The sequence below is a fragment of the Variovorax sp. TBS-050B genome, assembly GCF_029893635.1.
GTDB lineage: Bacteria > Pseudomonadota > Gammaproteobacteria > Burkholderiales > Burkholderiaceae_C > Variovorax.
In genome coordinates this window covers 2937376-2962022 of the sequence record NZ_JARXYR010000002.1, presented here as the reverse complement: position 1 = coordinate 2962022, position 24647 = coordinate 2937376, and the positions used below count along the sequence as shown (strand labels likewise).

The window sequence follows — 24647 nt, the reverse complement described above, 5'->3', positions numbered from 1 at the left end:
TCAGGACACCACCTGGTAGTACAGGTTCTGCGGATGCCGGGCCTGCGCGAAGAAGAACCAGCGCTCGGCCAGCAGCCCGGGCGCCTGCACCAGCACCGCGAGCAGCCAGGGCCATGCCGCGGCGGTGGCGATGCCTCCCACCAGCAGCAGCGAAGGCAGCGCGAAGGCCAGCAGCAGAAAGCCGAGCCTGACGTTCCTGAGCGCCAGCAACGAAGCGCCGTGGAAGAACTCGCGCGTGTTGAAGGCCCCGGCCGACATGCCCATCGACTTCTGCACCAACCGTTCGCTGCGGATGCCGGTCGCCGACTGCAGGCTGGAGCGGTGGCGCAGCCCCGCGTTGCGCCGCAGCGCCTGCACGCGCGCGGCCCAGGCGCCGAGCGTGACCGCGAGCGCCCAGGGACCGAACAGTTGCACGAAACGCGCCTCCCCCGCCGCCGCGGCCATCGCGCAGGCGAGCACCAGGCCCGACGAGAGCCCGATCAGCGTGAAGTTGAGCACCGTGAGCGGATGCGCCCATTCCTCGATGAAGCGCAGGCAGGCGTAGATCATCGCGGTGCAGTACCAGAGCGCGAGTGCGCCGGCCACCAGCAGCAGCGGCAGCAGCCACGACCACGGCCCGCCGGCACCGAAGCGCAGCGCCAGCCACCAGGCGGCCACGAGCGCGATGAAGGCCGGCAGCACGATCACCTCGCGCGACATCCACGAGGTGCGCCACATCAGCACCGCGCGCCAGGCGCGCATCTTGCGCCCGAGGTGCATGAACGAGGCGGCAAGCCCCGCGACCAGCAGCACTTCGGCGACGGCGAGCGCGTCGCGCTGGAAGCCGGGCGCGAGTTCGAGCCCGAACAGGGCCGCGAGCGCGAGCGCCACCACCAGCCCCTGGGCGGCGCCCGCCAGCGTGGTGAAGAAGAGGATCGAGAACGCGGGATGCATGCGCTCAGTCCTCCTGCGCGGCCGACGGCGTGACGCGCCGCGGCAGGTAGCGGTTGGCGGGGCGGGTCTCCCACTCGGGCATCAGCGCATAGCCGCCGCGTTCGCGGATCGCCTGCGAGACTTCCGAGGCGGGGTCCTTCACGTCGCCGAACAGCCGCGCACCGGTCGGGCAGGCCTTGACGCAGGCGGGCTTGCGGTCTTCCTTCGGCAACTGCTCGTCGTAGATGCGATCGACGCATAGCGTGCACTTGGTCATGACCTGGCGCTCCTCGTCAAGCTCGCGCGCGCCGTAGGGGCAGGCCCAGGCGCAGTACTTGCAGCCGATGCACTTGTCGTAGTCGACCAGCACGATACCGTCCTCCTTGCGCTTGTAGCTCGCGCCCGTGGGGCACACCGGCACGCAGGGCGGGTCTTCGCAGTGCAGGCAGCTCTTCGGAAAGTGGACGGTGTCGGTCGACGGAAAGGCGCCGGCCTCGAAGGTCTGCACGCGGTTGAAGAAGGTGCCGGTGGGATTGGCGCCATAGGGCCGCGCATCGGCCAGCGGCCCGGCGCTGCCCGAGGTGTTCCATTGCTTGCACGAGGTCACGCAGGCATGGCAGCCGACGCAGACGTTGAGATCGATGACCAGCGCGAGCTGCTTCGCAAGCGTTTCGCCCGATTCCGCCCGCACCGTCTTGCCCCCTCCCCCGCTGGGGGAGGGTGGGGGTGGGGGCACGGCAGCCTTCGAAGTGGCCGTGCGCCCGGTGGCATCCCCGCGGCCCCCACCCCCGCCCTCCCCCAGCGGGGGAGGGAGAAAGGCACCGGCGGCTTCCGGCATGGGCAACGGCTGCGCGGCACTCGCGAGCAGATCCTTCAACCACTGCATCATTTCTTCGCCCTCCCCGCGAAATACGCCACCACGTTCGCCGCCTTGCCGAGCACGCCCGGCGCCGCCGGCATGCGCGCGAACTGCGGAAAGCTCTCTTCGGGCTCGCCGGGTTCGGCCGGCCGGATGCGCACGCGCACGTCGTACCAGCCCGCCTGTCCGGTGACCGGATCGGAGTTGCTGATGCGGCCGCTCGCGGTGCCCGCGCACGGCAGCTCCTCGCTGATCAGGTGGTTGAGCAGGAAGCCCTTGCGCGCCTCGTCCGCGCCAGGCGCGAGCTGCCAGGCGCCGTCGGCCTTGCCGATCGCGTTCCAGGTCCACACGGTGCCGGGCTCGACCGCCTCGCTGTAGCGCAGCATGCAGCGCACGCGGCCCCACTGGCTCTCGACCCAGCACCAGCCGCCGTCCGCGATGCCCGCGGCGGTGGCGGTGGCGGGGTTCACATGCAGGTAGTTGTGGCTGTGGATCTGCCGCAGCCACGCGTTCTGCGAATCCCAGGAGTGGTACATCGCCATCGGCCGCTGGGTGATCGCGTTGAGCGGAAAGGCCGCGAGGTCGGTCGATGCCTCTTCGAGCGGCGGATACCAGAAAGGCAGCGGATCGAAGTAGGTGGCGATGCGCTCGCGCAGGGCCTCGGGGGGTTGGCGCCCGGGGGTCTTGCCCTGGGCCGCGAGGCGGAAGCTCTGAAGCGTGTCGGAGTAGAGCGCGAGCTGCACCGCGGTCGTTGCGCTGTCGCCAGCCCTTGTCCTTCGCGAAGTCGAGGTAGGCGCGGTTCCAGTTGCGCATGTAGTGCATGGCCTCGGGCATGTGGTACTGGAACACGCAGTTGTTCTGCGCATAAGCCTCCCACTGCTTCGGATTGGGCTCGCCGCGCAGGTGCTCGGTGCCGTCCTTGCCGCGCCAGCCCATCAGGAAGCCGATGCCGGGCTGCGGCTGGAAGTTGACGACGAAGTCGGGATAGTCGGCGAACCTGCGGCCGCCCTCGGGCGTGGTGAAGGCCGGAAGCCGGAGCCGCGAGGCGAGCTCGATCAGCACCTCCTGGAAGGGCTTGCACTGCCCCGTCGGCGGCACCACCGGGATGCGCACCGAATCGACCGGCCCGTCGAACTCCGAGATCGGCCGGTCGAGCATGCTCATCACGTCGTGCCGCTCGAGGTAGGTGGTGTCGGGCAGCACCAGGTCGGCGAAAGCCACGGTCTCGCTCTGGAAGGCGTCGCAGACCACGAGGAAGGGGATCATGTACTCGCCCGCCTCGTCCTTGCGGTTGAGCATCTCGCGCACCGCCGTGGTGTTCATGCTCGAGTTCCAGGCCATGTTGGCCATGAAGATCAGCAGCGTGTCGATGCGGTACGGGTCGCCTTTCACGGCGTTGGTGATCACGTTGTGCATCAGCCCGTGCGCCGACAGCGGATGCTCCCACGAGAACGCATGGTCGATGCGGATCGGCGAGCCGTCGGGGTTGATCGCCAGCTCGTCCGGGCTGGCCGGAAAGCCCAGCGGCGCGGCATTGAGCGGCGTGTTCGGCTGGATCATGCCGGGGTCGTTGAAGGCCCGGTAGTTGGGCACGATGTGGCGCGGGTACGGCGCCTTGTGGCGGAAGCCGCCCGGCGCGTCGATGGTGCCGAGCACGCTCATCAGCACCGCGAGCGCGCGCACGGTCTGGAAGCCGTTGGAATGCGCCGCCAGCCCGCGCATCGCATGGAAGGCCACGGGCCGCGCCTGCGTGGTCGCATGCTGCTTGCCCCAGGCGTCGGTCCAGGGGATCGGCAGCTCGAAGGCCTGCTGCAGCGCGGTCTCGCCCATCTCGCGCGCGAGCTTGCGGATGCGCGCGGCATCGATGCCCGTGATCGCCTCGGCCCATTCCGGCGTGCAGCTCGCCACGCGCTCGCGCAGCAGCTGGAACGAAGGCGCCACGCGCGTGCCGTCGGCCAGCGTGTAGTGGCCTTCGAGCGCGGGATCGCACCATTCGCCGATGCCTTCGGGGTAGGCCGGCTTGGCGGTGCCGTCGGCGCGGTCCCAGATCAGCTTGTTGTGCGGGTTGCGCCCGTCGCCCGGCGGACCGCGCTCGGGATCGAAGGCGAACAGGCCCTCGCGCTCGCCCTCGTCGAGCACCACGAGCTGCGGCGCGTTGGTGAAGCGCTTCAGGAAGGCATGGTCGATCAGGTTCGCCGCGATCAGTTCGTGCAGCAGCGCCATGAAGAGCGCGCCGTCGGTGCCGGGCTTGATCGGGATCCATTCGTCGGCAATCGCCGAATAGCCGGTGCGCACCGGATTGATCGAGATGAAGCGCCCGCCCTCGCGCTTGAACTTGCCGAGCGCGATCTTCATCGGGTTGCTGTGGTGGTCCTCGGCGGTGCCGATCATCACGAACAGCTTGGCGCGGTCGAGGTCGGGCCCGCCGAACTCCCAGAAGCTGCCGCCCACGGTGTAGATCATGCCGGCCGCCATGTTGACCGAGCAGAAGCCGCCGTGCGCCGCGTAGTTGGGCGTGCCGAACTGGCGCGCGAACAGGCCCGTGAGCGCCTGCATCTGGTCGCGCCCGGTGAAGAGCGCGAACCTCTTCGGGTCGGTGGCCCGGATCTTCGCGAGCCGCTCGGTCAGCAATTCGAACGCGCGCTCCCAGCTGATCGGTTCGAACTCGCCGGCACCGCGTTCGCTGCCGGGCTTGCGCAAGAGCGGCTGCGTGAGCCGCGCGGGCGAGACCTGCTTCATGATGCCCGACGAGCCCTTGGCGCAGATCACGCCCTTGTTGAGCGGATGCGCGGGGTTGCCGTCGATGTAGCGCACCTCCGGCCCGTGCTCGCCCTCGCGCAGGTGCACGCGGATGCCGCAGCGGCAGGCGCACATGTAGCAGGTGGTGGTCTTGACCTCGGTCTGGTCGGTCGGCGTGGGCGCCGCCAGCGGATCGTGCACGGGCTCGCGGGACAGGAAGCTGAACACGGGTGGCGCTCCTTCTTTTGTTTTCAGGCGTGGCGCAGCCAATCGTAGGCAGCATCGATCGAACGGAAAAGCGCAGAATATTGCTTACGATGACCGGAAAACCAGATCAGCCCACCAGCCGCCTGCGCCTCAACCTGCGCCAGCTCGAAGTCTTCGTCGCCACCGCGCGCGAGGGCAGCACGCGCGCCGCGGCCGACCGCATCGCGCGCTCGCAGTCGGCCGCGAGCAGCGCGCTGGCCGACCTCGAGGCCTCGGTCGGCGCGCTGCTCTTCGACCGCATCGGCCGACGGCTGGCACTCAACGAGAACGGCCGCGCGCTGCTGCCCAAGGCGCAGGCGCTGCTCGACCAGGCCACCGAGGTGCAGGCGCTCTTCAGCGGCGAACATGCGGCGCCGCTGCGCGTGGCGGCCAGCTTCACCATCGGCGAGTACCTGCTGCCCGAGCGCGTCTCGCAATGGACCGCGCTGCATCCGCAGAGCCAGGTGCACCTGCACATCGCCAACACGCGCGACGTGATCGACGCGGTCGCGCGCTTCGACGTGGACGTGGGCTTCATCGAGGGGCCGCAGACCCACCCCGACCTCGTGGTGCGCGCCTGGCGCACCGACGAGCTCGTGATCGTGGCCGCACCCGGCCATCCGCTCGCGGGCCGCGTCGCCACGCACCGGCAGCTGTCGCAGGCCACCTGGGTGCTGCGCGAGCACGGCTCGGGCACGCGGCAGGTCACCGACGCCTGGCTGATCCAGAACCTCGAGCAGGTGCACGTGGGCTTCGAGCTCGGCAGCACCGAGGCGATCAAGCGCGTGGTGGCCTCCGGCACCGGCCTGGCCTGCCTCTCGCGCTACACGGTCGCGCAGGCGCTCGAGGACGGCCACCTGATCGAGCTGCGCACCAAGCTGCCCGCCGGCACCCGCAGGCTCGCCACCGTGATGCACCGCGACAAGCTGCTCGGCCGCGCGACCACCGATTTCCTGCGCCACTGCGGCGCGAGCGTGCCGCGCGGGGCCGTCGCACCGCTGCCCTGAAGCCCGCGCTCAGGCCGGGCGCGACAGCAGCTGCACGTACTCGTGGTGCGCCGTGTTGATGGTCGAGACGCGGTACTCCACCGGCTTGTCGCCGAAGCTCAACGCGGTGCGCCGCACCTGCATCACGGCCGCGCCCGGCGCGACGCCGAGCATGCGCACCGCCTGCCGGTCGGCGATCACCGCGCGCGTGCGCTCGCTGGCGCGCGTCACCGTGATGCCGAACTCGGTCTGGTAGAGGTGGTAGATGGTGCTCGCGCGCTCGCGGAAGCGCTTCTCGGTCAGGCCCTTGAACAGCAGCGCGGGCAGCGTGAGCCGGTCGTGGATCACCGCGCGCCCCTGCAGCAGCAGCCGGTTGTCGATCTGGATCGCGGGTTCGCCCGTCCTCAGGCCCAGCGCCTGCGCGGGCTCTTCCTCCATGCGCACGCGCTCGTAGGCCACGAGCTCGACCTGCGGCGCCTGCCGGAGCCCGTCGCCGCGTTCGACGTGGAAGAACTGGAACATGAAGCGGTCGGCGTTGTGCACCGCGACGAAGGTTCCCCTGCCCTGCCGCCGCACGAGGATGTGCTCGGCCACGAGGTCGTCGGTGGCATGGCGCAGCGTGCCGATCGACACGCCGAAGGCCGCGGCCAGCTCGGCCTCGCTCGGCAGCGCCGCGCCGGCCGGGCAGCGCCCCGACTCGATGGCCTGCAGCAGCGCGCGCTTGACCGCGCGGTACAGCGGCGCGCCCGCCGCATCGGGCGATATCGGCGCGAAGCCGCAGGCGGCGGGGGCAGGCGCTGGGCGAGGCATGGCGCGATTGTGTGGGTGGGGCCGAGGTCCTTCAAGTCATCTAGATGACCCGTTTGACTCTCGGAAAAGGGCCGCCCGACACTGCCCGCACCCCCACATCAACAGGAGACAAGAGCGATGATTCATTTCGTATTGCACGACGCGCGCGACACCGTGGCCGTCGTGGTGGTCGAGGGCGTGAAGGCCGGCATGGCGCTCAACGGCTGGATCATGGACGAGGACAAGATGACCAGCGTGGACGCGCGCCAGGACATCCCGATCGGCCACAAGGTCGCGCTCAAGGACATGTCACCGGGCGACACGGTGTGGAAGTACGGCATCGACATGGGCCGCGTGGTCGCACCGATCAAGGCCGGCGAGCACGCCCACGTGCAGAACATCAAGACCAAGCGCTGGTAACCCGCCGCACGCCCTCCCTCCCCTCCCCACGAACCGAACCCTGAGAGAAAAGCCATGTCCGCCATTTCCAACGACACCACCTTCCTCGGCTACCGCCGCGAAAACGGCCGCGTCGGCGTGCGCAACCACGTGATCGTGCTGCCGCTCGACGACCTGTCCAATGCCGCGGCCGAGGCCGTGGCGCACAACATCAAGGGCACGCTCGCGATCCCGCATCCCTATGGCCGGCTGCAGTTCGGCGCCGACCTCGAACTGCACTTCCGCACCCTGATCGGCACCGGCTGCAACCCGAACGTGGCGGCGGTGGTGGTGATCGGCATCGAGGACGGCTGGACGAAGAAGGTGGTCGACGGCATCGCCGCCACCGGCAAGCCGGTGGTGGGCTTCGGCATCGAGGGCCACGGCGACCACGAGACGATCATGAAGGCGTCGAAGGCCGCGCGCAAGTACGTGCAGTGGGCCAGCGAGAAGCAGCGCGAGGTCTGCGCCATCGGCGAGCTCTGGGTCTCGACCAAGTGCGGCGAGAGCGACACCACCTCGGGCTGCGGCTCCAATCCCACCGTGGGCAACGCCTTCGACAAGCTCTACGAGACCGGCAACACGCTGGTCTTCGGCGAAACCTCCGAGATCACGGGCGGCGAACGCATCGTGGCCGAGCGCTGCCGCACGCCCGACGTGAAGGAGCGCTTCATGTTCATGTTCAACCGCTACCAGGACATGATCAACCGCCATAAGACCAGCGACCTGTCGGACTCGCAGCCCACCAAGGGCAACATCGCGGGCGGCCTCACCACCATCGAGGAAAAGGCGCTCGGCAACATCCAGAAGATCGGCAAGAAGTGCATGGTCGACGGCGTGCTCGACAAGGCCGAGGTGCCCACCGGCCCGGGCCTGTGGTTCATGGACTCATCGAGCGCGGCGGCCGAGATGGTGACGCTGTGCGCGGCCTCGGGCTATGCGGTGCACTTCTTCCCCACGGGCCAGGGCAACGTGATCGGCAACCCGATCCTGCCGGTCATCAAGATCTGCGCCAACCCGCGCACCGTGCGGCTGATGAGCGAGCACATCGACGTCGACACCTCGGGCCTGCTGCAGCGCGAGATCACGCTCGACCAGGCTGGCGACCGGTTGCTCGAGTGCATGCTGCGCACCGCCAACGGCCGGCTCACCGCGGCCGAGGCGCTGGGCCATCGCGAGTTCGTGCTGACGCGGCTCTACGAATCGGCCTGAGGCCGGAGCGGCATCATGCAGAGAATCGTGATCGCGGAGTTCATGGACGCCGCGGCCGTCGAGCGGCTGCGCGCGCAGCACGACGTGCACTACGACCCGGCGCTGGTCGACGACCCCGCGCGGCTCTTCGACGAGGCGCGCCGCGCGCGGGCGCTGATCGTGCGCAACCGCACGCAGGTGCGCGGCGAACTGCTGGCGGCGCTCGCGCACTGCAAGGTGGTCGGCCGCCTGGGCGTCGGGCTCGACAACATCGACGTGGCGGCCTGCGAGGCGCGCGGCATCCGCGTGATCCCGGCCACGGGCGCGAATGCGCTGAGCGTGGCCGAGTACGTGATCGCGAGCGCGATGCTGCTGCTGCGCGGTGCCTACGCCTCGACCGCCGAGGTGGCGGCCGGCCGCTGGCCGCGCACCGCGCTCTCGAACGGCCGCGAGACCGCGGGCAAGACGCTCGGCCTCGTGGGCTTCGGCGCCATCGGCCAGCTGACCGCGCGGCTCGCGCAGGCGCTGGGCATGCGCACCGTGGCCTTCGACGCGATGATGGACGCCGGCCATCCGGCCTTCGCCGCCGCGCGCACGCAGCCGCTCGGGCTCGAGGCCCTGCTCGCGCAGAGCGACGTGGTCAGCCTGCACGTGCCGCTGGTCGAGGGCACGCGCAACCTGTTCCACGCCGCGCGCATCGCGGCCATGAAGGACGGCGCGGTGCTGGTCAACACCTCGCGCGGCGGCATCGTCGACGAGCAGGCGGTGGCCGGGGCGCTCCGCGCCGGCCGGCTCGGCGGCGCGGCGCTCGACGTGTTCGATGCCGAGCCGCTCGCCGCGAGCCCGCACTTCGAGGGCTGCCCGAACCTGCTCTTGACGCCGCACATCGCCGGCGTGACCGCGGAATCGAACGAGCGCGTGAGCGGCCTGATCGCCGACCGCGTGCTGGAGGCGCTCGCGCCATGACGGCCGTGCGGATGACGCTGGCGCAGGCGCGCCAGGTGGTGGCCGGCGCATTGCGCGCCGCCGGCGCGAACGAGGCGATGGCCGCGGCCGCGGCGCGCGCGCTGGTGCTCGCCGAGGCGCAGGGGCTGGGCTCGCACGGCCTCGGCCGCGTCGCGCAGTACGCCACCCACCTGCGCAACGGCCGCGTGAACGGCGCGGCACGGCCCACGGTGCGGCACGCCCGGGGCGGCGCGGTGCTGATCGATGCGCACGAGGGCCTGGCCTTCGAAGCCTGCGAGATGGCGGTGGCCGAGGCGATCGGCCGCGCACGCACGCACGGCATCGCCATCGCGGGCGTCACCGCGAGCCATCACTGCGGCGTGGTGGTCGACCATCTGCGTCCCGTGGCCGCGGCCGGCATGGTCGGCCTGGGCTTTGCGAACTCGCCCGCGGCGATGCCGGCCGCGGGTGGGCGCCATCCGGTCTTCGGCACCAACCCGGTGGCCGCGGTGTTCGCGCGTCGCGGCGCACTGCCGCTGATGATCGACCTGAGCCTGTCGGAGGTGGCGCGCGGCAAGGTGATGATGGCTGCGAAGGAAGGCCGGCCGATCCCGACCGGCTGGGCGCTCGACCGCGGCGGGCGACCGACCACCGATGCGCAGGCCGCGCTCGCCGGATCGATGCTGCCGATCGGCGCCGCCACCAGCCCCAAGGGCGCGATGCTGGCGCTGGTGGTCGAGCTGCTGGTCACCGCGCTGATCGGCGCGCAGTTCGGCTTCGAGGCGTCGAGCTTCTTCGAGGACGAAGGCAACCGGCCGCGCATCGGCCAGGTCTTCATCGCCATCGATCCCGGTGCGCTCGCGGGCTCGGCCAGCTACCTCGACCGCGTCGAGGTGCTGGTGGCCGAGATGATGCGCGACGAGGGCGTGCGCCTGCCGGGTGCGCGCCGCGAACGGCTGCGCCTCGCGGCCGAGGCCGAGGGCATCGACGTGCCCGAGGCATTGCGCGCGCACGGGCGCGATGCATGACGAGCGACAACAACAGGAGACCCACGATGAAAAGACGCGATTGGATGCAAGGGACCGCCGCCCTGGCTGCGGCGGGTTCGATGAGTGCCGCACTGTGGCCGGCGCTCGCGCGCGCACAGGGCGGCGACTATCCGAAGCCGGACGCCACGCTGCGCTACGTGGTGCCCTTTCCGCCCGGCGGGCTCACCGATGCGATGGCGCGCCAGATCGGCCAGCAGCTCGGCGAACGCTGGAAGCTCAACGTGGTGATCGACAACCGCCCCGGCGGCAACGGCCAGATAGGCGCCGACGTGGTGGCCAAGGCGCCCGGCGACGGCTACACGCTGCTCGCGATCACGCTCACGCATGCGGCCAACGTCACGCTGTTCCCGAAGTCGCCCTTCAATTTCCAGAAGGATTTGCGGCCGGTGGCGCTGCTCGCGGGCAGCCCGATGCTGATCGTGGTGCCGGCGGCGAGCCCGATCCGCGACATGAAGGGCCTGATCGCCGCGGCCAGGGAGCGCAAGCTCAATGCGGGCTCCAGCGGCAGCGGCACGCCGCCGCATCTCACGCTCGCGCTCTTCAACAGCCTCAACAAGTCGGCCATCCAGCATGTGCCCTACAAGGGCGGCGCGCCCTGCATGACCGACCTGATCGGCGGCCAACTCGACGTGGTGTTCTCGAACATCCCCGAATCCATTCCGCACGTGAAGGCCGGCAAGCTGCGCGCGCTTGCGATCGCGAGCAAGGCACGCTATGCGCTGCTGCCCGAGGTGCCGACCACCGCGGAGGCCGGCATGCCCGAGCTGCAGGTCGAGAACTGGACCGGCATCATGGCGCCGGCCGCCACGCCCGATACCGCGGTGCAGAAGCTCGGCGCCGAAGTGCTGAAGATCCTCGCGCAGCCCGGCCTCGACGAGCGCATGCGCCAGCAGGGCTTCGTGATCGATGCGCGCGGGCCGGACCGCTTCGCGCCCTTTCTTACGGAAGAGATCGCGCGCTGGGCGCAGGTGATCAAGGCGGCGGATATTCAGCCGAGCTGAGCGTCCAGCACCCGCGCGGTATGCCGCGCGATGACCGCTTCCTCGTCCGTGCGCAGCACCCAGGCGCCGATGCGGCTCGCGGCGGTCGAGATCTTCGGCCGGCCGGCCGCATTGGCCGCCGCATCGGGTTCGACGCCGAGCCACGCGCAGGCTTCGAGCACGCGCGCCCGCAGGCCCGCGGCGTTCTCGCCGATGCCGCCGGTGAACACGATCGCATCGAGACCGCGCAGCGCCGCCGCGAGCAGGCCCATGTGCTGCACCACCTGCTCGACGAAGTGCGCGACCGCCTCGGCCGCGGCGGGTTCGGCCGAGGCTTCGAGCGCGCGCATGTCGCTGGAGACGCCCGACATGCCGAGCAGGCCCGATTCGCGGAACAGCAGCTTCTCGACCTGGTCGAGCGACATGCCGAGCGAACGCTGCAGATAGAACACCACGGCGGCATCGAGGCGACCGCAGCGCGTGCCCATGGTCAGGCCGTCGAGCGGCGAGAAGCTCATGGTGGTGGCGATCGAACGCCCCTGCGCCATGCCGCACATCGAGGCGCCGTTGCCCAGGTGCGCGACGATCACGCGGCCCTCGGCGAGCTCGGGCGCCTCGCGCGCCAGCTGGTGCACGATCGATTCGTACGAGAGCCCATGAAAGCCGTAGCGCCGCACGCCCGCGTCGTGCAGCGACCGCGGCAGCGCGAAGCGCCGGTTGAGCGCGGGCTGCACCGCATGGAAGGCGGTGTCGAAGCAGGCCACCTGCGGTACACCCTGGAAAGCCGCCATCGCGGCGCGCACGCCCGCGAGGTTGTGCGGCTGGTGCAGCGGCGCCAGCGGTTCGAGCGCGGCAAGCCCGTCGAGCACCGCGTCGTCGATGCGCACCGGCGCGACGAAGTCCATGCCGCCATGCACGATGCGGTGGCCCACGCCGGCGATGCGGCCGCCCCCGCGCTGCCGTGCATGCCAGTCGAGCAGCGCGGCGAGTGCACCCTGGTGCGTGCGCGCCTCGCCTTCGTCGAGCTTCGCATCGTGCAGCGTGCGGCCTTCCGCGTCGCGCACGCGCAGCCGGGCGTCGAGCCCGCCGCCGAGCCCGTCGGCCTGGCCCGACCAGTGCGCAACGGGCAGCGCGCCGTCGGCCGCGCCCGCGTCGAACAGCGCGACCTTGATCGACGAGGAGCCGGCGTTGAGCGTGAGCAGCTGGTCGGTCATGCGGTCAGACGTAGTCCTTGTACTTGTCGAGGAAGCGCACGGGCTTGGACAGCGCATCGCGGCGGAACGGATCGCCGAGCTCGCGCGTGCACATGATCTCGATCACGCAGGTCTTCTTCTGGTTCATCTGCATGTCGATGGCCTTCTTGAGCGCCGGGCCGACGTCCTCGATGCGGTCGACCACGATGCCCTCGGCGCCCATGGCCTTCGCGATGCCGGCGAAGCTCTCGCTCTCGAGCTCGCCCGCGACGAAGCGGCGGTTGTAGAAGTCGACCTGGTTCTTCTTCTCCGCGCCCCACTGGCGGTTGTGGAAGACCACCGCGGTCACCGGAATGTCGTGCCGCACGGCCGTCATGACCTCGACCATGCTCATGCCCCAGGCGCCGTCGCCGGCATAGGCCACGGCCGGGCGATCGGGTGCGGCGCACTTGGCGCCGATCATGGTCGGCAGCGAATAGCCGCAGTTGCCGAAGCTCATCGGCGCGAAGAAGCTGCGTGGCTCCTCGAAGCGCAGGTAGCTGTTGGCCACCGCGTTGATGTTGCCGATGTCGGTCGAGACCATCACGCGCGGCGGCATGGCCTTCTCGAGTTCGCGCAGCACCTGGCGCGGATGCAGGTAGGTGCCGCCGGTGGGCGTCTTCTCGCCCTTGGCTTCCTCGATCACGTCGAGGCTGAAGGGATCGCGCTCGTGCGTCCACTCGTCGAGCTCCTTCTCCCAGGCCGCTTTTTCCGACTTGATCTTCTCGGCGCGCTCGGCCTTGGTGGCGTCGCAGGCGAGCGTCTTGCCCTGCAGGCGCTTGAGCAGTTCCTTGGCCGTGGCCTTGGCGTCGCCGTGGATGCCGACGGTGATCTTCTTCACGAGGCCGAGGTTGGTGTGGTCGGCCTCCACCTGGATGATCTTCGCGTCCTTTGGCCAGTAGTCCATGCCGTGCTGCGGCAGCGTGCCGAACGGGCCCATGCGCGAACCGAGCGCGAGCACCACGTCGGCCTGCGCGATCAGCTTCATCGCGGCCTTGCTGCCCTGGTAGCCGAGCGGGCCGGCCCACAGCGGATGGCTCGCGGGGAAGGAGTCGTTGCGCAGGTAGCCGTTGGCCACGGGCGCGCCCAGGCGCTCGGCCAGCGCCTTGCACTCTTCCACCGCATCGCCCATGACCACGCCGCCGCCCGAGAGGATGACGGGGAATTTCGCCGAGGCCAGCAGCTCGACCGCGGCGCTCAGGCTGTTCTCGCCGCCCGCGCCGCGCTCCACGCGCATCGGGCGCGGGATCTCGCACTGGACCTCGCCGTAGAAGTAGTCGCGCGGGATGTTGAGCTGCGTCGGCCCCATCTCGGAAATGGCGCGGTCGAAGCAGCGCGCGGTGTATTCGGCCATGCGCTTGGGGTTGTTCACGTGGCCCTGGTATTTGGTGAACTCCTGGAACATCGGCAGCTGGTTGGCTTCCTGGAAGCCGCCCAGGCCCATGCCCATGGTGCCGGTCTCGGGCGTGATCATCACGACCGGGCTGTGCGCCCAGTAGGCGGCCGCAATCGCCGTCACGCAGTTGCTGATGCCGGGGCCGTTCTGCCCGATCACCACGCCGTGGCGGCCCGACACGCGCGCATAGCCGTCGGCCATGTGGGCGCCGCCCTGCTCGTGCACCACCGGAATCAGGCGGATGCCCGCGGGCGCGAAGATGTCCATCGCGTCCATGAAGGCGGAGCCCATGATGCCGAAGATGTCGGTCACGCCGTTGGCGACCATGGTTTCGACGAAGGCCTCCGAAGGCGTCATCTTCTGCACGCCGGTGACGGCTTCGCGGGGGGCGGCGGCGGGTTGCTTCTGGCTCATGGAAGGCGTCTCCTGAAGAAGTGGTGCGGATGGCGGCGTCTCGAAAGCCGGAACATTCCGTTCCGTATTTCGTGTTCGCGGAATATAGGTCGCGCAGGCTGCGGCGTCAAACAATTTACAGAAAACGAGACAACATGTCTTGTTTTTTGTGAAAAGACTATGATCCGCGCCATGAAGATCGTCCAAGCGCCCATTGCCGAACTGCCGGAACCGGCCGCGGCCGACACCCCCACCATGCGGCTGTTCGGGCTGCTCGAAGTCATGGCGGCGAAGGACCAGCGCTACTCGCTGCAGGGCCTGGTCGAGGAGACCGGCATGCCCAAGCCCACGCTGCACCGCATGCTCCAGCAGCTCGAAGGCGCAGGCCTGCTGCAGCGCGAGAGCGACGGCCGGCACTACGGCATCGGCACGCGGCTGCGGCGGCTGGCCGAGAACCTGCTGCTCAACGACAGCCTGCACGGCGCGCGCCACACGGTGCTGCGCCAGCTCGTCGAGGAGATCGGCGAGAGCTGCAACCTCACGGCCCTGTCGGGCAGCGAGGTGGTGTACCTCGACCGCGTGGAGACCGCGGCGCCGCTGCGCTTCTACCTGCATTCCGGCTCGCGCGTTCCGGTGCACTGCTCGGCCAGCGGCAAGGTGTTCCTGTCGCAGATGAGCCCCGCGCAGCGGCGCCGGCTGCTGTCGAACGCGCCGCTCGAGCCCTACACCGCGAGGACGCTCACCGATCCCGCCGCGCTCGAGAAGGAAGTGCAGCGCGTGCGCAAGGACGGCTATGCGATCGACAACGAGGAATTCCTGCCCGGCCTGCTGTGCATCGCGGCACTCGTGCCTTCGGGCGATGGCGCACCCTCGAACCTGTGCATCGCGGTGCAGGCGCCCGTCATGCGGCTCGATGCCGCGAAGGCACGCGCGCTGCTGCCCGCGCTGCAGCGAGCCGCGCGCGCACTGAGCCGCATCGACGCCGACGCGGGCTCCGGGCCGGCGCAGGCCTGAGTCCCCTTCCTTCTCTTCTTTTTTTGCGAAAGCCCGCCGTGACCGACATTGCCGAACACCGACCCACCCGGATGCTGAGCGTGCGCGAGGTGTTCGGCATCGACAGCCCGCTGCAGGTGCCCGCGTTCACGGAGCGCGACGACCATGTGCCCGAGATCGACGCGGTGTACCGCTTCAACCCCGACGTGACGCTCGCGATCCTCGCGGGCTTCATGCGCGACCGGCGCGTGATGGTGCAGGGGCTGCACGGCACCGGCAAGTCGACGCACATCGAGCAGGTGGCCGCGCGCCTCAACTGGCCCTGCGTGCGCCTGAACCTCGACGGCCACATCAGCCGGCTCGACCTCGTGGGCAAGGATGCGGTGGTGCTGCGCGAGGGGCAGCAGGTCACCGAGTTCCAGGAGGGCATCGTGCCCTGGGCGCTGCAGCGGCCCGTGGCGCTGATCTTCGACGAGTACGACGCGGGCCGGCCCGACGTGATGTTCGTGATCCAGCGCATCCTCGAGCAGGGCGGCAAGTTCACGCTCATGGACCAGAACCGCGTGCTGCGCCCGCACCCCTTCTTCCGCCTGTTCGCGACGGCCAACACGGTGGGCCTGGGCAACCTCAACGGCCTCTACCACGGCGCGCAGCGGCTCAACCATGCGCAGATCGACCGCTGGAACATCGTGGCCTCGCTCGACTACCTGCCGCCCGACGAGGAGATCGCGATCGTGCAGGCGCGCGTGCCCTCGCTCGCCGGCGACGCGGGCCGTGCGATGGTGGCGCAGATGGTGGCCGTGGCCGCGCTCACGCGCCAGGGCTTCGCGGCCGGCGACCTGTCGACGCTGATGTCGCCGCGCACCGTCATCACCTGGGCCGAGAACATCGAGATCTTCAAGGACCCGGCGCTCGCGTTCCGGCTCTCGTTCGTCAACAAGTGCGACGAGGCCGAACGGCCGCTCGTCGCCGAATACTTCCAGCGCTGCTTCGACCAGGCGCCATGACCGACGCGCAGCAGCAGCGGGCCCGGCAGGAAGAACGCATCTACGAGCTCTGCGCGGGCGTGGTGCGCGCCTTCAGCGGCGAGCGCGACCTGCACTTCCGCGGCCGCAGGCTGCACCGCGGACGCGTCGCGCTGCCGTGGTTCGCACCGCACCTGCATCCCTCGCCCGAGCACGACGACTTCGGCTCCTTCCGCGGCGTGGCCGACGGGCTGGCGCTGCGGCTGGTCGAATCCGATGCGGCGCTGCACGCGCGGCTGCGGCCCGAGGAAGCGGTCGAGCGCATGCTGTTCGAGATGCTCGAGCAGTTCCGCGTGGAGGCGCTCGCCCCCGACGCCATGCCCGGCATGCGGCACAACCTGCGGCATCGCCACGAACAGTGGTCGCTGGGCTTCCACCATTCGGGGCTGACCGACACCGCGCGCGGGCTGCTGCTCTATGCGGTGGCGCAGATCTGCCGCGCGCGCGTCGCGGGCGAGCAGGTGGTGGAACAGACCGAGGACATGCTCGAGGCCACGCGCTTCGCGCTCGCGCCGCTGATCGGCCATGCGCTCGCGGGCCTGCGCCGCGACCGCGCGGACCAGGCCGCCTATGCGGTGCATGCGCTCGCCATCGCGCGCACCGTCGCCCGGATGCTGCATGAAGCGGGCGAAGACGGGACCGAAGCCGCACGCGACCCGCACGTCGACGACAAGCGCAGCGTCTTCGCGCTGGTGGCCGACATGGACGAGGAGATCATCGAGCGCTTCACCACCGCCGAGTCCGGCCGCAGCGCGGTGCTCGACGGCGCGGGCGGCAGCTACCGCGTCTTCACCACCGTGCACGACCGCGAGCACGATGCCGCCGCGCTCGCGCGCAAGGAGGTGCTCGCGGGCCATCGGGAAACGCTGGACCGCCGCATCGCCGCGCAGGGCGTGAACATCGCGCGGCTCGCGCGCGAACTGCGTGCGCTGCTGGCCGCGCCCGAGCGCGACGGCTGGGACGGCGCGCAGGAGGAAGGCCTGATCGACGGCCGGCGGCTCGCGCAGCTGATCGCCTCGCCGACCGAGCGGCGCCTGTTCCGCACCGAGCGCATGGAGCCCGTGGCCGACTGCGTCGTGAGCTTCCTGATCGACTGCTCGGGCTCGATGAAGGCGCATGCCGAAGCGGTCGCGATGATGGCCGACGTGTTCGCGCGCGCGCTCGAGCAGGCGGGCGTGGCGAACGAAGTGCTGGGCTTCACCACGGGCGCATGGAACGGCGGTCGCGCGCACCGCGAATGGGTGCGCGCCGGCCGGCCGGCACACCCCGGACGGCTCAACGAGCGCAGCCACATCGTCTTCAAGGCCGCGGCCACGCCCTGGCGCCGCGCACGGCCCGCGATGGCCGCGCTGCTCAAGGCCGACCTGTTCCGCGAAGGCATCGACGGCGAGGCGGTGGACTGGGCCTGCGCCCGGCTGCGCCAGCGCACCGAGGCGCGCAAGCTGCTGCTCGTGGTCTCCGACGGCTCGCCGATGGACAGCGCCACGAACCTCGCCAACGACGCGCACTACCTCGACCACCATCTGCGCGACGTGGTGGCGCGGCAGGAGCAGCAGCGCGACATCGAGATCGCGGGCATCGGCGTCGGGCTCGACCTGAGCCCCTTCTACAGCCGCAGCCATGTGCTCGACCTCGCCAATGCCCGCGGCAACGCCCTGTTCCGCGAGGTAGTCGCGCTGATGGCGGGACGCCACCGGCGCTGAACGCCTGCGTGCCGGATGCCATGAGGCATTTGGAACTACATCCGAATCCCCATTGACAAAGGCAAAGCCGCGTCCTTACATTGCGTTTCACATCCGGGAACCACGTTCCAATATTTGGAACACGCGAAAGGTCTCATGGATTCCACGCTCGCCAAGGGCCTTGCGGCCATCGAATGGATGACGCGCCAGCAGCGCGACTGCCGCGTGACGGAGCTGGCGCAGGCCTTCGGCATGGCGCGCAGCAACGCGCACCGCACGCTGCAGACGCTGGTGGAATGCGGCTGGGCCGTGCAGGACCCGGCCACCAGCGCCTACCGCCCGAGCCTGCGCCTGTTCGAACTGGGCGCCCTGGTCTCGGAGGCGGCCGACCTCGGCGCCTTGATGCGGCCGCACCTCGCGGCGCTCGCGCAGGCCACGGGCGAGACCATCCACCTCGCGGTGCTCGACGGACCCGAGATCGTGTACCTCGACAAGTTCGACAGCCCGCTGCCCGTGGCCGCCTACTCGCGCATCGGCGGGCGCGCCGCGGCCTGCTGCGTGGCCGCGGGCAAGGCACTGCTGGCCGCGAACCGGCTCGACGAATCCGCGCTGCGCGAACTCTTCGGTACCCTGCAGGCGCACACGCCGCACAGCATCACCGGCTTCGAGGCGCTGCACGCCGAGCTCGAGCGCACCCGCGCGCGCGGCTACGCCGAGAACCGCGAGGAATGGCGCCTCGGCGTCTGCGGCCTCGGCGCGCCGGTGTTCGATGCGCGCGGCCACGCGGTGGCCGCCATCGGCATGAGCGTGCCGTCGATCCGCTTCGCGCGCACCCAGGCACGCACGCTCGCCGAGCACACCCTGGCCTGCGCACGCGACGCCAGCGCCACGCTCGGCTACCGGCCCGGCGCATCCGCGGCCGCACCCGCTACCACCAAGAGAAGGAGACTCGAATGAAGACGTTCGCCCCCTGGATGCGCGCGGTGCTCATGGCCGCCGCGCTGCCCTGCCTTGCGCTTCCGCTCGCCGCCCAGGCACAGGGCGGCGCCGACTATCCGAACAAGCCGATCCGCCTCGTGGTGCCCTACCCGCCCGGCGGCGGCACCGACGTGATCGCGCGCATCGTGCAGGAGCGCTTCCAGACGCTGCTGGGCCAGCCGGGTGCTGATCGACAACCGCGGCGGCGCGGCCGGCTCCATCGGCACCGAGATCGTCGCCAAGTCGGCGCCCGACGGCTACACGGTGCTCTTCACGCTCTCATCGCACACCATCAACCCGGCGATCTACACCAAGCTCTCGTTCGACACCGCGCGCGACTTCGCCCCCGTGGGACTGGTCGCCTCGCTGCCGCAGATCCTGGTGGCCAACACGCAGTTCGCGCCCAACACCGTGGCCGAGCTCGTGAAGCTCGCGAAGGCCAAGCCCGGTGCGCTCTCGTTCGCCTCGGTCGGCAACGGCTCGCCCGGTCACCTCGCGGGCGAGTTGCTGAAGCTGCGCACCGGCACCGAGATGACGCACATTCCCTACCGCGGCGGCGGCCCGGCCGTGACCGACGTGATGGGCGGACAGGTGCCGCTGCTGTGGGTGTCGATCCCCGCCGCCGCGCAGTTCGTCAAAGCCGGCAAGCTCAAGGCGCTCGCGGTCTCGACCACCAAGCGCAGCGCGGCCTTCCCCGACGTGCCGACGATGCAGGAGGCCGGCATCGCCGACTTCGACGTCGATTCCTGGTACGCGGTCTTCGTGCCCGCGAAGACGCCGCAGCCCGCGATCGATCGGCTCAACCGCGTGATCAACACCGTGGTGAAGGAGCCCGAGATCCGCGACAAGCTGCTGGCCCAGGGCAGCGAAGGCGTGGGCGGCACGCCCGAGCAGCTCGGCAAGGTGGTCGCGACCGAACTGGTGCGCTGGCAGAAGCTCGCCAAGGAAGCCAACATCAAAGTGGACTGAGCACAGACGGACATCTCATGGAAAACGCCCAACCCTCCCCCTCCTCTCCCATCGCCGAACTCGTGGCCCGCGCGCGCGCCGCGCAGCGCATTGCCGACGGCTGGTCGCAGGCGCAGGCCGACACCGCCGTGGCGGCCGCGGGCTGGGCCATCATCGAGCCCGCGCGCAACCGCGAACTGGCCGAGCTCGCGGTGGCCGACACCGGCGTGGGCAACGTCGAGGACAAGGTGCGCAAGAACCACCGCAAGACCTTCGGCCTGCTGCGCGACCTGCGCGGCGCGCGCTCGGTCGGCGTGATCGCCGAGGACCCGGCGCGCGGCATCGTCGAGATCGCGCGGCCGGTGGGCGTGGTGTGCGCGATCACGCCCTCGACCAACCCGGGCGCGACGCCGGCGAACAAGATCATCAACGCGATCAAGGGGCGCAACGCGGTGATCGTCGCGCCCTCGCCCAAGGGCTGGTCGACCGCGGCGCGGCTCATCGAATTCATCCACCGGCAGTTCGACCGCATCGGCGCGCCGCGCGACCTGGTGCAGCTGCTGCCCCCGCCGGTCAACAAGCAGGCGACGGCCGAGCTGATGCGGCTGTGCGACCTCGTGGTGGCCACCGGCTCGCAGGCCAACGTGCGCGCCGCCTACGCGAGCGGCACGCCGGCCTTCGGCGTGGGTGCGGGCAACGTGGCGGGCATCGTGGACGAGACCGCCGACGTCGAAGCCGCGGCCGACCGCATCCTGCTGTCGAAGACCTTCGACAACGCGACCAGCTGCTCGTCGGAGAACAGCCTGGTGATCGTCGATGCGGTGCGCGCGAAGATGCTCGCGGCGCTCAAGGACCGCGGCGCCGTGATGCTCGCGACCGCGCAGAAGGCCACGCTGCAGGCGCTGATGTGGCCCGAGGGCAAGCTCTCGGCCGCGGTCATCGGCCAGTCGGCGCAGGCGATCGCCGAACGCGCGGCGGCGCAGGACGGCGCCGGGCGCGAGGCCTGGCTCGCGATCGCGGCCGCGAAGCCGCGCGTGCTGATGGTCGCCGAGGACGGCTTCGGCGAGGCGCATCCGTTCTCGGGCGAGAAGCTCAGCCCGGTGCTCGCGGTCTATGCGGCGCGCGACTTCGCGGAGGCGGCCGCGACCGTCGAGCGCATCTATGCCCACCAGGGCGCGGGCCACTCGGTGGGCCTGCACAGCGCCGTTCCGGAACGCGCGATGGCGCTCGGCCACACGCTGCCCGTCTCGCGCGTGATCGTCGACCAGGCGCACTGCATCGCCACCGGCGGCAGCTTCGACAACGGCCTGCCGTTCTCGCTCTCGATGGGCTGCGGCACCTGGGGCAGGAACAACTTCTCCGACAACATGAACTACCGGCACTACCTCAACATCACGCGCGTGTCGCGGCCGATTCCCGAGCGGGTGCCGAGCGAGCAAGAGATCTTCGGCGACTTCTTCGCACAGTACGGAGCGCAGTGAGCATGGCGGCCGGCAGCGACACCGTCCACGGCCTGATCGAGCGCGCAGCCGCGCACCATCCGCGCGCGGTGTACGCGCTGTCGACCGAGCACGGCACGGTCATCGACTTCGGCTCGCTGGCGGAGGGATGCCGGCGCGTGGCGGCGGTGCTGCAGCGCGCGGGCGCGCGGCGCGGCGACACGGTCTCGCTGGTCATGCCCAACGGCCTGCAGACGCTGCGGCTTCTGCTCGGCGCGATGCATGCGGGCTTCGTCGTGCATCCGGTCAACCTGCTGTCGCAGCCCGAGCAGATGCGCTACGTGCTGCTGCATTCGGACTGCCGCGTGGTCTGCGTCGCGCCCGAATGGGCCGAGCGCGTGCGCACGATGCTGGTCGATGCGGGCCGTCCGGTGGACCTCCTCGTGGTCGATGCCGACGCGCCGGCGCTGCCCGGCGAGCGCGAAGGCGACGGCAGCGCGCCGACGGCGGCGCCCTCGCCCGACGACGTCGCGCTGCTGATGTACACCTCGGGCACCACCGGCAACCCCAAGGGCGTGATGCTCACGCAGGCCAACCTGGCCGCGAACGCGCATGCGATCAGCGCGGAGCATGCGCTCGGTCCCGCCGACCGCGTGCTCGCGGTGCTGCCGCTCTACCACATCAATGCCTTCTGCGTGACCATGCTCGCGCCGCTCGCGCACGGCGGCAGCCTGGCCATGCCGCCGAAGTTCTCGGCCGGCCGCTTCTGGGAACAGGCCGCGGCCACGCAGTGCAGCTGGATCAACGTGGTGCCCACGATGATCTCGTACCTGCTCGAAGGCGCGTCCCCTGCGCGCGCGCAGACCGCCGCGATCCGCTTCTGCCGCTCGGCTTCGGCCGCGCTGCCGCCCGAGCACCACCGCGCCTTCGAGCAGAAGTTCGGCATCGGCATCGTCGAAACCATGGGGCTCACCGAGACCGCCGCGCCTTCTTTCTCGAACCCGATGGACCCGGCACGGCGCAAGCTCGGTTCCGTCGGCCGCGCCTCGGGCTGCGAGGCGCGCGTGATCGACGCGGCGCTGGCCGAAGTGCCCGACGGCCACACCGGCGAGCTCGCGATCCGCGGGCCCCACGTGATGCGCGGCTACTACAAGAACGACGCGGCCACGCGCGCCAGCTTCACGCCCGACGGCTGGCTGCGCACCGGCGACCTCGGCCACCGCGACAGCGACGGCTTCTTCTTCGTCACCGGCCGCATCAAGGAACTGATCATCAAGGGCGGCGAGAACATCGCGCCGCGCGAGATCGACGAGGCGCTGCTGCAGCATCCGTCGGTGCGCGATGCCGCGGCCGTGGGCGTGCCCGACCGGCACTACGGCCAGGAGATCGGCGTGTGCGTCGTGCTGCGCGAAGGCTGCGCCTGCACCGAGGACGAGCTGCGCGCCTTCGCCGCCGCCGCGCTCGGGCGCTACAAGGCGCCCGGCCACTACCGCTTCGTGGCCGAGCTGCCGCGCGGGCCCTCGGGCAAGGTGCAGCGGCTCAAGCTGCTGCCGCTGTTCGAGGCATGACGGCCGCCGAACTGCTGGTTCCGCCGCTCTCGCCGGTCCTGCTGGCCTACAGCCTCTGCGTGGTGTTCGCGGCCGGCGTGGTGCGCGGCTTCGCGGGTTTCGGCTTCTCGGCCATCACGGTGGCGGGCATGTCGCTGGTGATCTCGCCCGCGCTCGTGGTGCCCGCGATCTTCATGCTCGAGGTGCTCGCGAGCCTGAGCCAGCTGCGCGGCATCTCGCGCGACGTCGACATGCCGTGGCTCGGCTGGCTCGTGCTCGGCAACCTGCTGTTCATCCCGCTCGGCGTGGCGCTGCTCGCCTGGTTGCCCGAGACCCCGCTGCGCCTGCTGATCGGCGCGCTGCTGATGGCCGCGGCCCTGCTGCTGCGTGCGGGCGCGCGGGCCGCGCTGGTACCCACGCGCGCGGTGCGCTTCGCGGCCGGGCTGGTCTCGGGCTTCATCAACGGCGTGGCGGCGATCGGCGGCATCGCGCTCGCGGTGCTGCTGAGCACCACCGCCATGCCGCCAGCGACGCTGCGCGCCACGATGATCGCGCTGCTGCTCTTCAGCGATCTGGTGTCGCTCGCGAGCGCCGCGCTCATGCCCACCGGCCCGCACGCCGCCGGCCAGCTGCTCGGCACCGACACCGTGCGCTGGGCGCTCTGGCTCGCGCCGGCGATGCTCGCGGGCATCTGGTGGGGGCAGCGCTCGTTTCGCGGGGTGTCGCCGGCGCAGTTTCGGCGCCATGTGCTGAACCTGCTGATCGTGCTGGCGGCGGTGAGCGTGCTGCGTTCGATCGCGGCGCTGGCATGGGGCTGAGCCGCGGCGGTGACGACGGCGCGTGGCGCAGGTCCGGCACGGCGCCGTCGCCGGCTGGCTATGCTGCGGGCTGCATGCCGGTTCTTCCTCTTTCTTTTCTGCGCTGGGCGCCGCTTCTGCTGCTCGCTCCCGCGGCCATGGCGTCGGTCTGCCACGACACCGCCATGCAGCCGCCGCCCGCACGCGCGCTCGCGATGGCCGCCGCGGCGCAGCGCGAGCACCTCGCCTTCGGCGAGCAGACCATGGACGCCGAGGGCCGGCTCGTCGAATCGGGCCGCGCCGAGGCCGACGACGGACGCGCCGCGGCTTTCGCGCCCGCGCCATGGCAGCGCGTGCTCGGCTACTGGCAGGCGGTCGATCGGCCCGGTGCGCGGCTGCCTTCGCTGGTGCGCTTCGGCGCGCTGCGCCCGGCCGACCGCACGCTGCTGCTGCAGGCGCTCAACCAGGCCAGCGCCACGCGGCTGCAGGGCCTGGGCGTCGGCCCCGACCAGGGCCTCGACGCGGCCGAGCTGCGCGCGGCGGCCACTGCCGTGAACCGCGTCGCGGTGATCGACACGCCGTGGTCGGCCGCCTTCGTCAGTTGGCTCGCGCGCGAGGCCGGCCTGGGCGCGGGCGAGTTCGCGTTCTCCGAAGCGCATGTCGACTACGCGGGCGCCGCATGGCAGGCAGGCGCCGCCGAAGCCGCGGGCGGCGGGACGCGCTACGCCATGCGCGCCTGCGACATCGCGCGCACGGCGCCGCGCGTGGGCGACCTCGTCTGCCACGCGCGCGGCGCACGCCCGGCGCCGGACAGCTTCGCGGCGATCGGCGCGGTGCTCGCGACGCGGCCCACGGGCGGCGAGCCCCTGCCGATGCACTGCGACGTGGTGGTGAAGGTGGACGCGCGCGGCTTCGGGGCCATCGGCGGCAACGTGCTGCAGTCGGTCACCGCACGCCGGCTCGACTTCGCGCCGGGCACGCGCGTGCTCGATCCGAGCTACTTCGTCGAAGGCTGCACGGGCTGCGTCGATCGGCACATGAGCCGGCAGCCGTGGTCGTTGCTGCTGCAGTGGCGTTGACGAT

The 24647-nt window shown here is 70.8% G+C and carries 19 protein-coding genes and 2 pseudogenes; 15 read left to right on the top strand and 6 right to left on the bottom strand.

Annotated features, from left to right (window positions below; genetic code table 11):
• The 3 genes and pseudogenes from M2165_RS16765 to M2165_RS16755 all read right to left on the bottom strand — a co-directional run bounded on the left by M2165_RS16765 (position 1) and on the right by M2165_RS16755 (position 4738).
• A complete protein-coding gene (locus tag M2165_RS16765) occupies positions 1-933 on the bottom strand; it encodes a DmsC/YnfH family molybdoenzyme membrane anchor subunit (RefSeq protein WP_280815725.1) in 933 nt (310 codons plus the stop codon).
• Between the two features lie 4 nt (positions 934-937).
• Positions 938-1750 carry a 4Fe-4S dicluster domain-containing protein gene (locus M2165_RS16760; protein WP_280817561.1) on the bottom strand — a complete coding sequence of 271 codons (813 nt, stop codon included), beginning with the start codon at positions 1748-1750 and terminating at the stop codon, positions 938-940.
• A gap of 47 nt (positions 1751-1797) precedes the next feature.
• A pseudogene (locus M2165_RS16755) lies at positions 1798-4738 on the bottom strand (molybdopterin oxidoreductase family protein).
• A gap of 89 nt (positions 4739-4827) precedes the next feature.
• Here M2165_RS16755 and M2165_RS16750 point away from each other — a divergent pair.
• Positions 4828-5763, top strand: coding sequence for a LysR family transcriptional regulator (locus M2165_RS16750; protein WP_280815724.1), 936 nt, complete (start codon positions 4828-4830; stop codon positions 5761-5763).
• 9 nt (positions 5764-5772) lie between these two features.
• On the opposite strand, the gene M2165_RS16745 is transcribed toward M2165_RS16750, so the two are convergent.
• Positions 5773-6552, bottom strand: a complete 780-nt coding sequence (locus tag M2165_RS16745; RefSeq protein ID WP_280815723.1) for a GntR family transcriptional regulator — start codon at positions 6550-6552, stop codon at positions 5773-5775.
• A gap of 117 nt (positions 6553-6669) precedes the next feature.
• On the opposite strand from M2165_RS16745, the gene M2165_RS16740 reads away from it, so the two are divergent.
• The 5 genes from M2165_RS16740 to M2165_RS16720 are packed head-to-tail and all read left to right on the top strand — an operon-like array spanning position 6670 to position 11155.
• The gene (locus M2165_RS16740; RefSeq protein WP_280815722.1) at positions 6670-6951 is read left to right on the top strand and encodes a UxaA family hydrolase; all 282 of its coding nucleotides are present in this window, start codon (positions 6670-6672) and stop codon (positions 6949-6951) included.
• 54 nt (positions 6952-7005) lie between these two features.
• Positions 7006-8181: a UxaA family hydrolase gene (locus M2165_RS16735; RefSeq protein ID WP_280815721.1), complete on the top strand. Its 1176-nt coding sequence runs from the start codon at positions 7006-7008 to the stop codon at positions 8179-8181.
• A gap of 15 nt (positions 8182-8196) precedes the next feature.
• Positions 8197-9126, top strand: coding sequence for a hydroxyacid dehydrogenase (locus M2165_RS16730; protein ID WP_280815720.1), 930 nt, complete (start codon positions 8197-8199; stop codon positions 9124-9126).
• A complete protein-coding gene (locus M2165_RS16725; RefSeq protein ID WP_280815719.1) occupies positions 9123-10133 on the top strand; it encodes an Ldh family oxidoreductase in 1011 nt (336 codons plus the stop codon). The genes M2165_RS16730 and M2165_RS16725 overlap by 4 nt, the downstream gene beginning before the upstream one ends.
• A gap of 26 nt (positions 10134-10159) precedes the next feature.
• Complete coding sequence (locus M2165_RS16720) at positions 10160-11155, top strand: tripartite tricarboxylate transporter substrate binding protein (protein WP_280815718.1); 996 nt, start codon at positions 10160-10162, stop codon at positions 11153-11155.
• Here the strand turns inward: M2165_RS16720 and M2165_RS16715 are convergent.
• Positions 11143-12348: an acetate/propionate family kinase gene (locus tag M2165_RS16715; RefSeq protein WP_280815717.1), complete on the bottom strand. Its 1206-nt coding sequence runs from the start codon at positions 12346-12348 to the stop codon at positions 11143-11145. The two genes, M2165_RS16720 and M2165_RS16715, sit on opposite strands and share 13 nt — an antisense overlap.
• Positions 12349-12352: 4 nt before the next feature.
• The gene (gene xsc, locus M2165_RS16710) at positions 12353-14176 is read right to left on the bottom strand and encodes a sulfoacetaldehyde acetyltransferase (RefSeq protein WP_280815716.1); all 1824 of its coding nucleotides are present in this window, start codon (positions 14174-14176) and stop codon (positions 12353-12355) included.
• A gap of 171 nt (positions 14177-14347) precedes the next feature.
• On the opposite strand from xsc, the gene M2165_RS16705 reads away from it, so the two are divergent.
• From M2165_RS16705 to M2165_RS16665, 9 genes and pseudogenes are all read left to right on the top strand, one after another.
• Positions 14348-15169: an IclR family transcriptional regulator gene (locus tag M2165_RS16705; RefSeq protein WP_280815715.1), complete on the top strand. Its 822-nt coding sequence runs from the start codon at positions 14348-14350 to the stop codon at positions 15167-15169.
• Positions 15170-15207: 38 nt separating this feature from the next.
• Positions 15208-16155: an AAA family ATPase gene (locus M2165_RS16700; RefSeq protein ID WP_280815714.1), complete on the top strand. Its 948-nt coding sequence runs from the start codon at positions 15208-15210 to the stop codon at positions 16153-16155.
• Positions 16152-17876, top strand: a complete 1725-nt coding sequence (locus M2165_RS16695; protein ID WP_280815713.1) for a cobalt chelatase — start codon at positions 16152-16154, stop codon at positions 17874-17876. Before M2165_RS16700 ends, M2165_RS16695 begins: the two co-directional genes overlap by 4 nt.
• Before the next feature lie 135 nt (positions 17877-18011).
• Positions 18012-18812, top strand: coding sequence for an IclR family transcriptional regulator (locus tag M2165_RS16690; RefSeq protein WP_280815712.1), 801 nt, complete (start codon positions 18012-18014; stop codon positions 18810-18812).
• Positions 18809-19802 (top strand): annotated as a pseudogene (locus M2165_RS16685) (tripartite tricarboxylate transporter substrate binding protein). The gene M2165_RS16690 and the pseudogene M2165_RS16685 overlap by 4 nt, the downstream one beginning before the upstream one ends.
• A gap of 17 nt (positions 19803-19819) precedes the next feature.
• Entirely contained in the window at positions 19820-21262 is a 1443-nt protein-coding gene (locus M2165_RS16680) for an aldehyde dehydrogenase family protein (protein WP_280815711.1), read from the top strand.
• Between the two features lie 2 nt (positions 21263-21264).
• Positions 21265-22788: an AMP-binding protein gene (locus M2165_RS16675; RefSeq protein ID WP_280817560.1), complete on the top strand. Its 1524-nt coding sequence runs from the start codon at positions 21265-21267 to the stop codon at positions 22786-22788.
• Complete coding sequence (locus tag M2165_RS16670) at positions 22785-23585, top strand: sulfite exporter TauE/SafE family protein (RefSeq protein ID WP_280815710.1); 801 nt, start codon at positions 22785-22787, stop codon at positions 23583-23585. Before M2165_RS16675 ends, M2165_RS16670 begins: the two co-directional genes overlap by 4 nt.
• A 164-nt stretch (positions 23586-23749) precedes the next feature.
• A complete protein-coding gene (locus M2165_RS16665; RefSeq protein WP_280815709.1) occupies positions 23750-24643 on the top strand; it encodes a DUF2272 domain-containing protein in 894 nt (297 codons plus the stop codon).
• Positions 24644-24647: the final 4 nt, after the last annotated feature.

What these genes read in the sequence shown, in the direction of transcription:
- M2165_RS16750 (WP_280815724.1), top strand. Translation starts at nt 4,828, where the DNA reads ATGACCGGAAAACCAGATCAGCCCACCAGCCGCCTGCGCCTCAACCTG.
- M2165_RS16705 (WP_280815715.1), top strand. Translation starts at nt 14,348, where the DNA reads ATGAAGATCGTCCAAGCGCCCATTGCCGAACTGCCGGAACCGGCCGCG.
- M2165_RS16720 (WP_280815718.1), top strand. Translation starts at nt 10,160, where the DNA reads ATGAAAAGACGCGATTGGATGCAAGGGACCGCCGCCCTGGCTGCGGCG.
- M2165_RS16745 (WP_280815723.1), bottom strand. Translation starts at nt 6,552, where the DNA reads ATGCCTCGCCCAGCGCCTGCCCCCGCCGCCTGCGGCTTCGCGCCGATA.
- M2165_RS16735 (WP_280815721.1), top strand. Translation starts at nt 7,006, where the DNA reads ATGTCCGCCATTTCCAACGACACCACCTTCCTCGGCTACCGCCGCGAA.
- M2165_RS16725 (WP_280815719.1), top strand. Translation starts at nt 9,123, where the DNA reads ATGACGGCCGTGCGGATGACGCTGGCGCAGGCGCGCCAGGTGGTGGCC.
- M2165_RS16675 (WP_280817560.1), top strand. Translation starts at nt 21,265, where the DNA reads ATGGCGGCCGGCAGCGACACCGTCCACGGCCTGATCGAGCGCGCAGCC.
- M2165_RS16665 (WP_280815709.1), top strand. Translation starts at nt 23,750, where the DNA reads ATGCAGCCGCCGCCCGCACGCGCGCTCGCGATGGCCGCCGCGGCGCAG.
- M2165_RS16730 (WP_280815720.1), top strand. Translation starts at nt 8,197, where the DNA reads ATGCAGAGAATCGTGATCGCGGAGTTCATGGACGCCGCGGCCGTCGAG.
- M2165_RS16670 (WP_280815710.1), top strand. Translation starts at nt 22,785, where the DNA reads ATGACGGCCGCCGAACTGCTGGTTCCGCCGCTCTCGCCGGTCCTGCTG.
- xsc (WP_280815716.1), bottom strand. Translation starts at nt 14,176, where the DNA reads ATGAGCCAGAAGCAACCCGCCGCCGCCCCCCGCGAAGCCGTCACCGGC.
- M2165_RS16765 (WP_280815725.1), bottom strand. Translation starts at nt 933, where the DNA reads ATGCATCCCGCGTTCTCGATCCTCTTCTTCACCACGCTGGCGGGCGCC.
- M2165_RS16760 (WP_280817561.1), bottom strand. Translation starts at nt 1,750, where the DNA reads ATGCCGGAAGCCGCCGGTGCCTTTCTCCCTCCCCCGCTGGGGGAGGGC.
- M2165_RS16680 (WP_280815711.1), top strand. Translation starts at nt 19,820, where the DNA reads ATGGAAAACGCCCAACCCTCCCCCTCCTCTCCCATCGCCGAACTCGTG.
- M2165_RS16695 (WP_280815713.1), top strand. Translation starts at nt 16,152, where the DNA reads ATGACCGACGCGCAGCAGCAGCGGGCCCGGCAGGAAGAACGCATCTAC.
- M2165_RS16740 (WP_280815722.1), top strand. Translation starts at nt 6,670, where the DNA reads ATGATTCATTTCGTATTGCACGACGCGCGCGACACCGTGGCCGTCGTG.
- M2165_RS16715 (WP_280815717.1), bottom strand. Translation starts at nt 12,348, where the DNA reads ATGACCGACCAGCTGCTCACGCTCAACGCCGGCTCCTCGTCGATCAAG.
- M2165_RS16690 (WP_280815712.1), top strand. Translation starts at nt 18,012, where the DNA reads ATGGATTCCACGCTCGCCAAGGGCCTTGCGGCCATCGAATGGATGACG.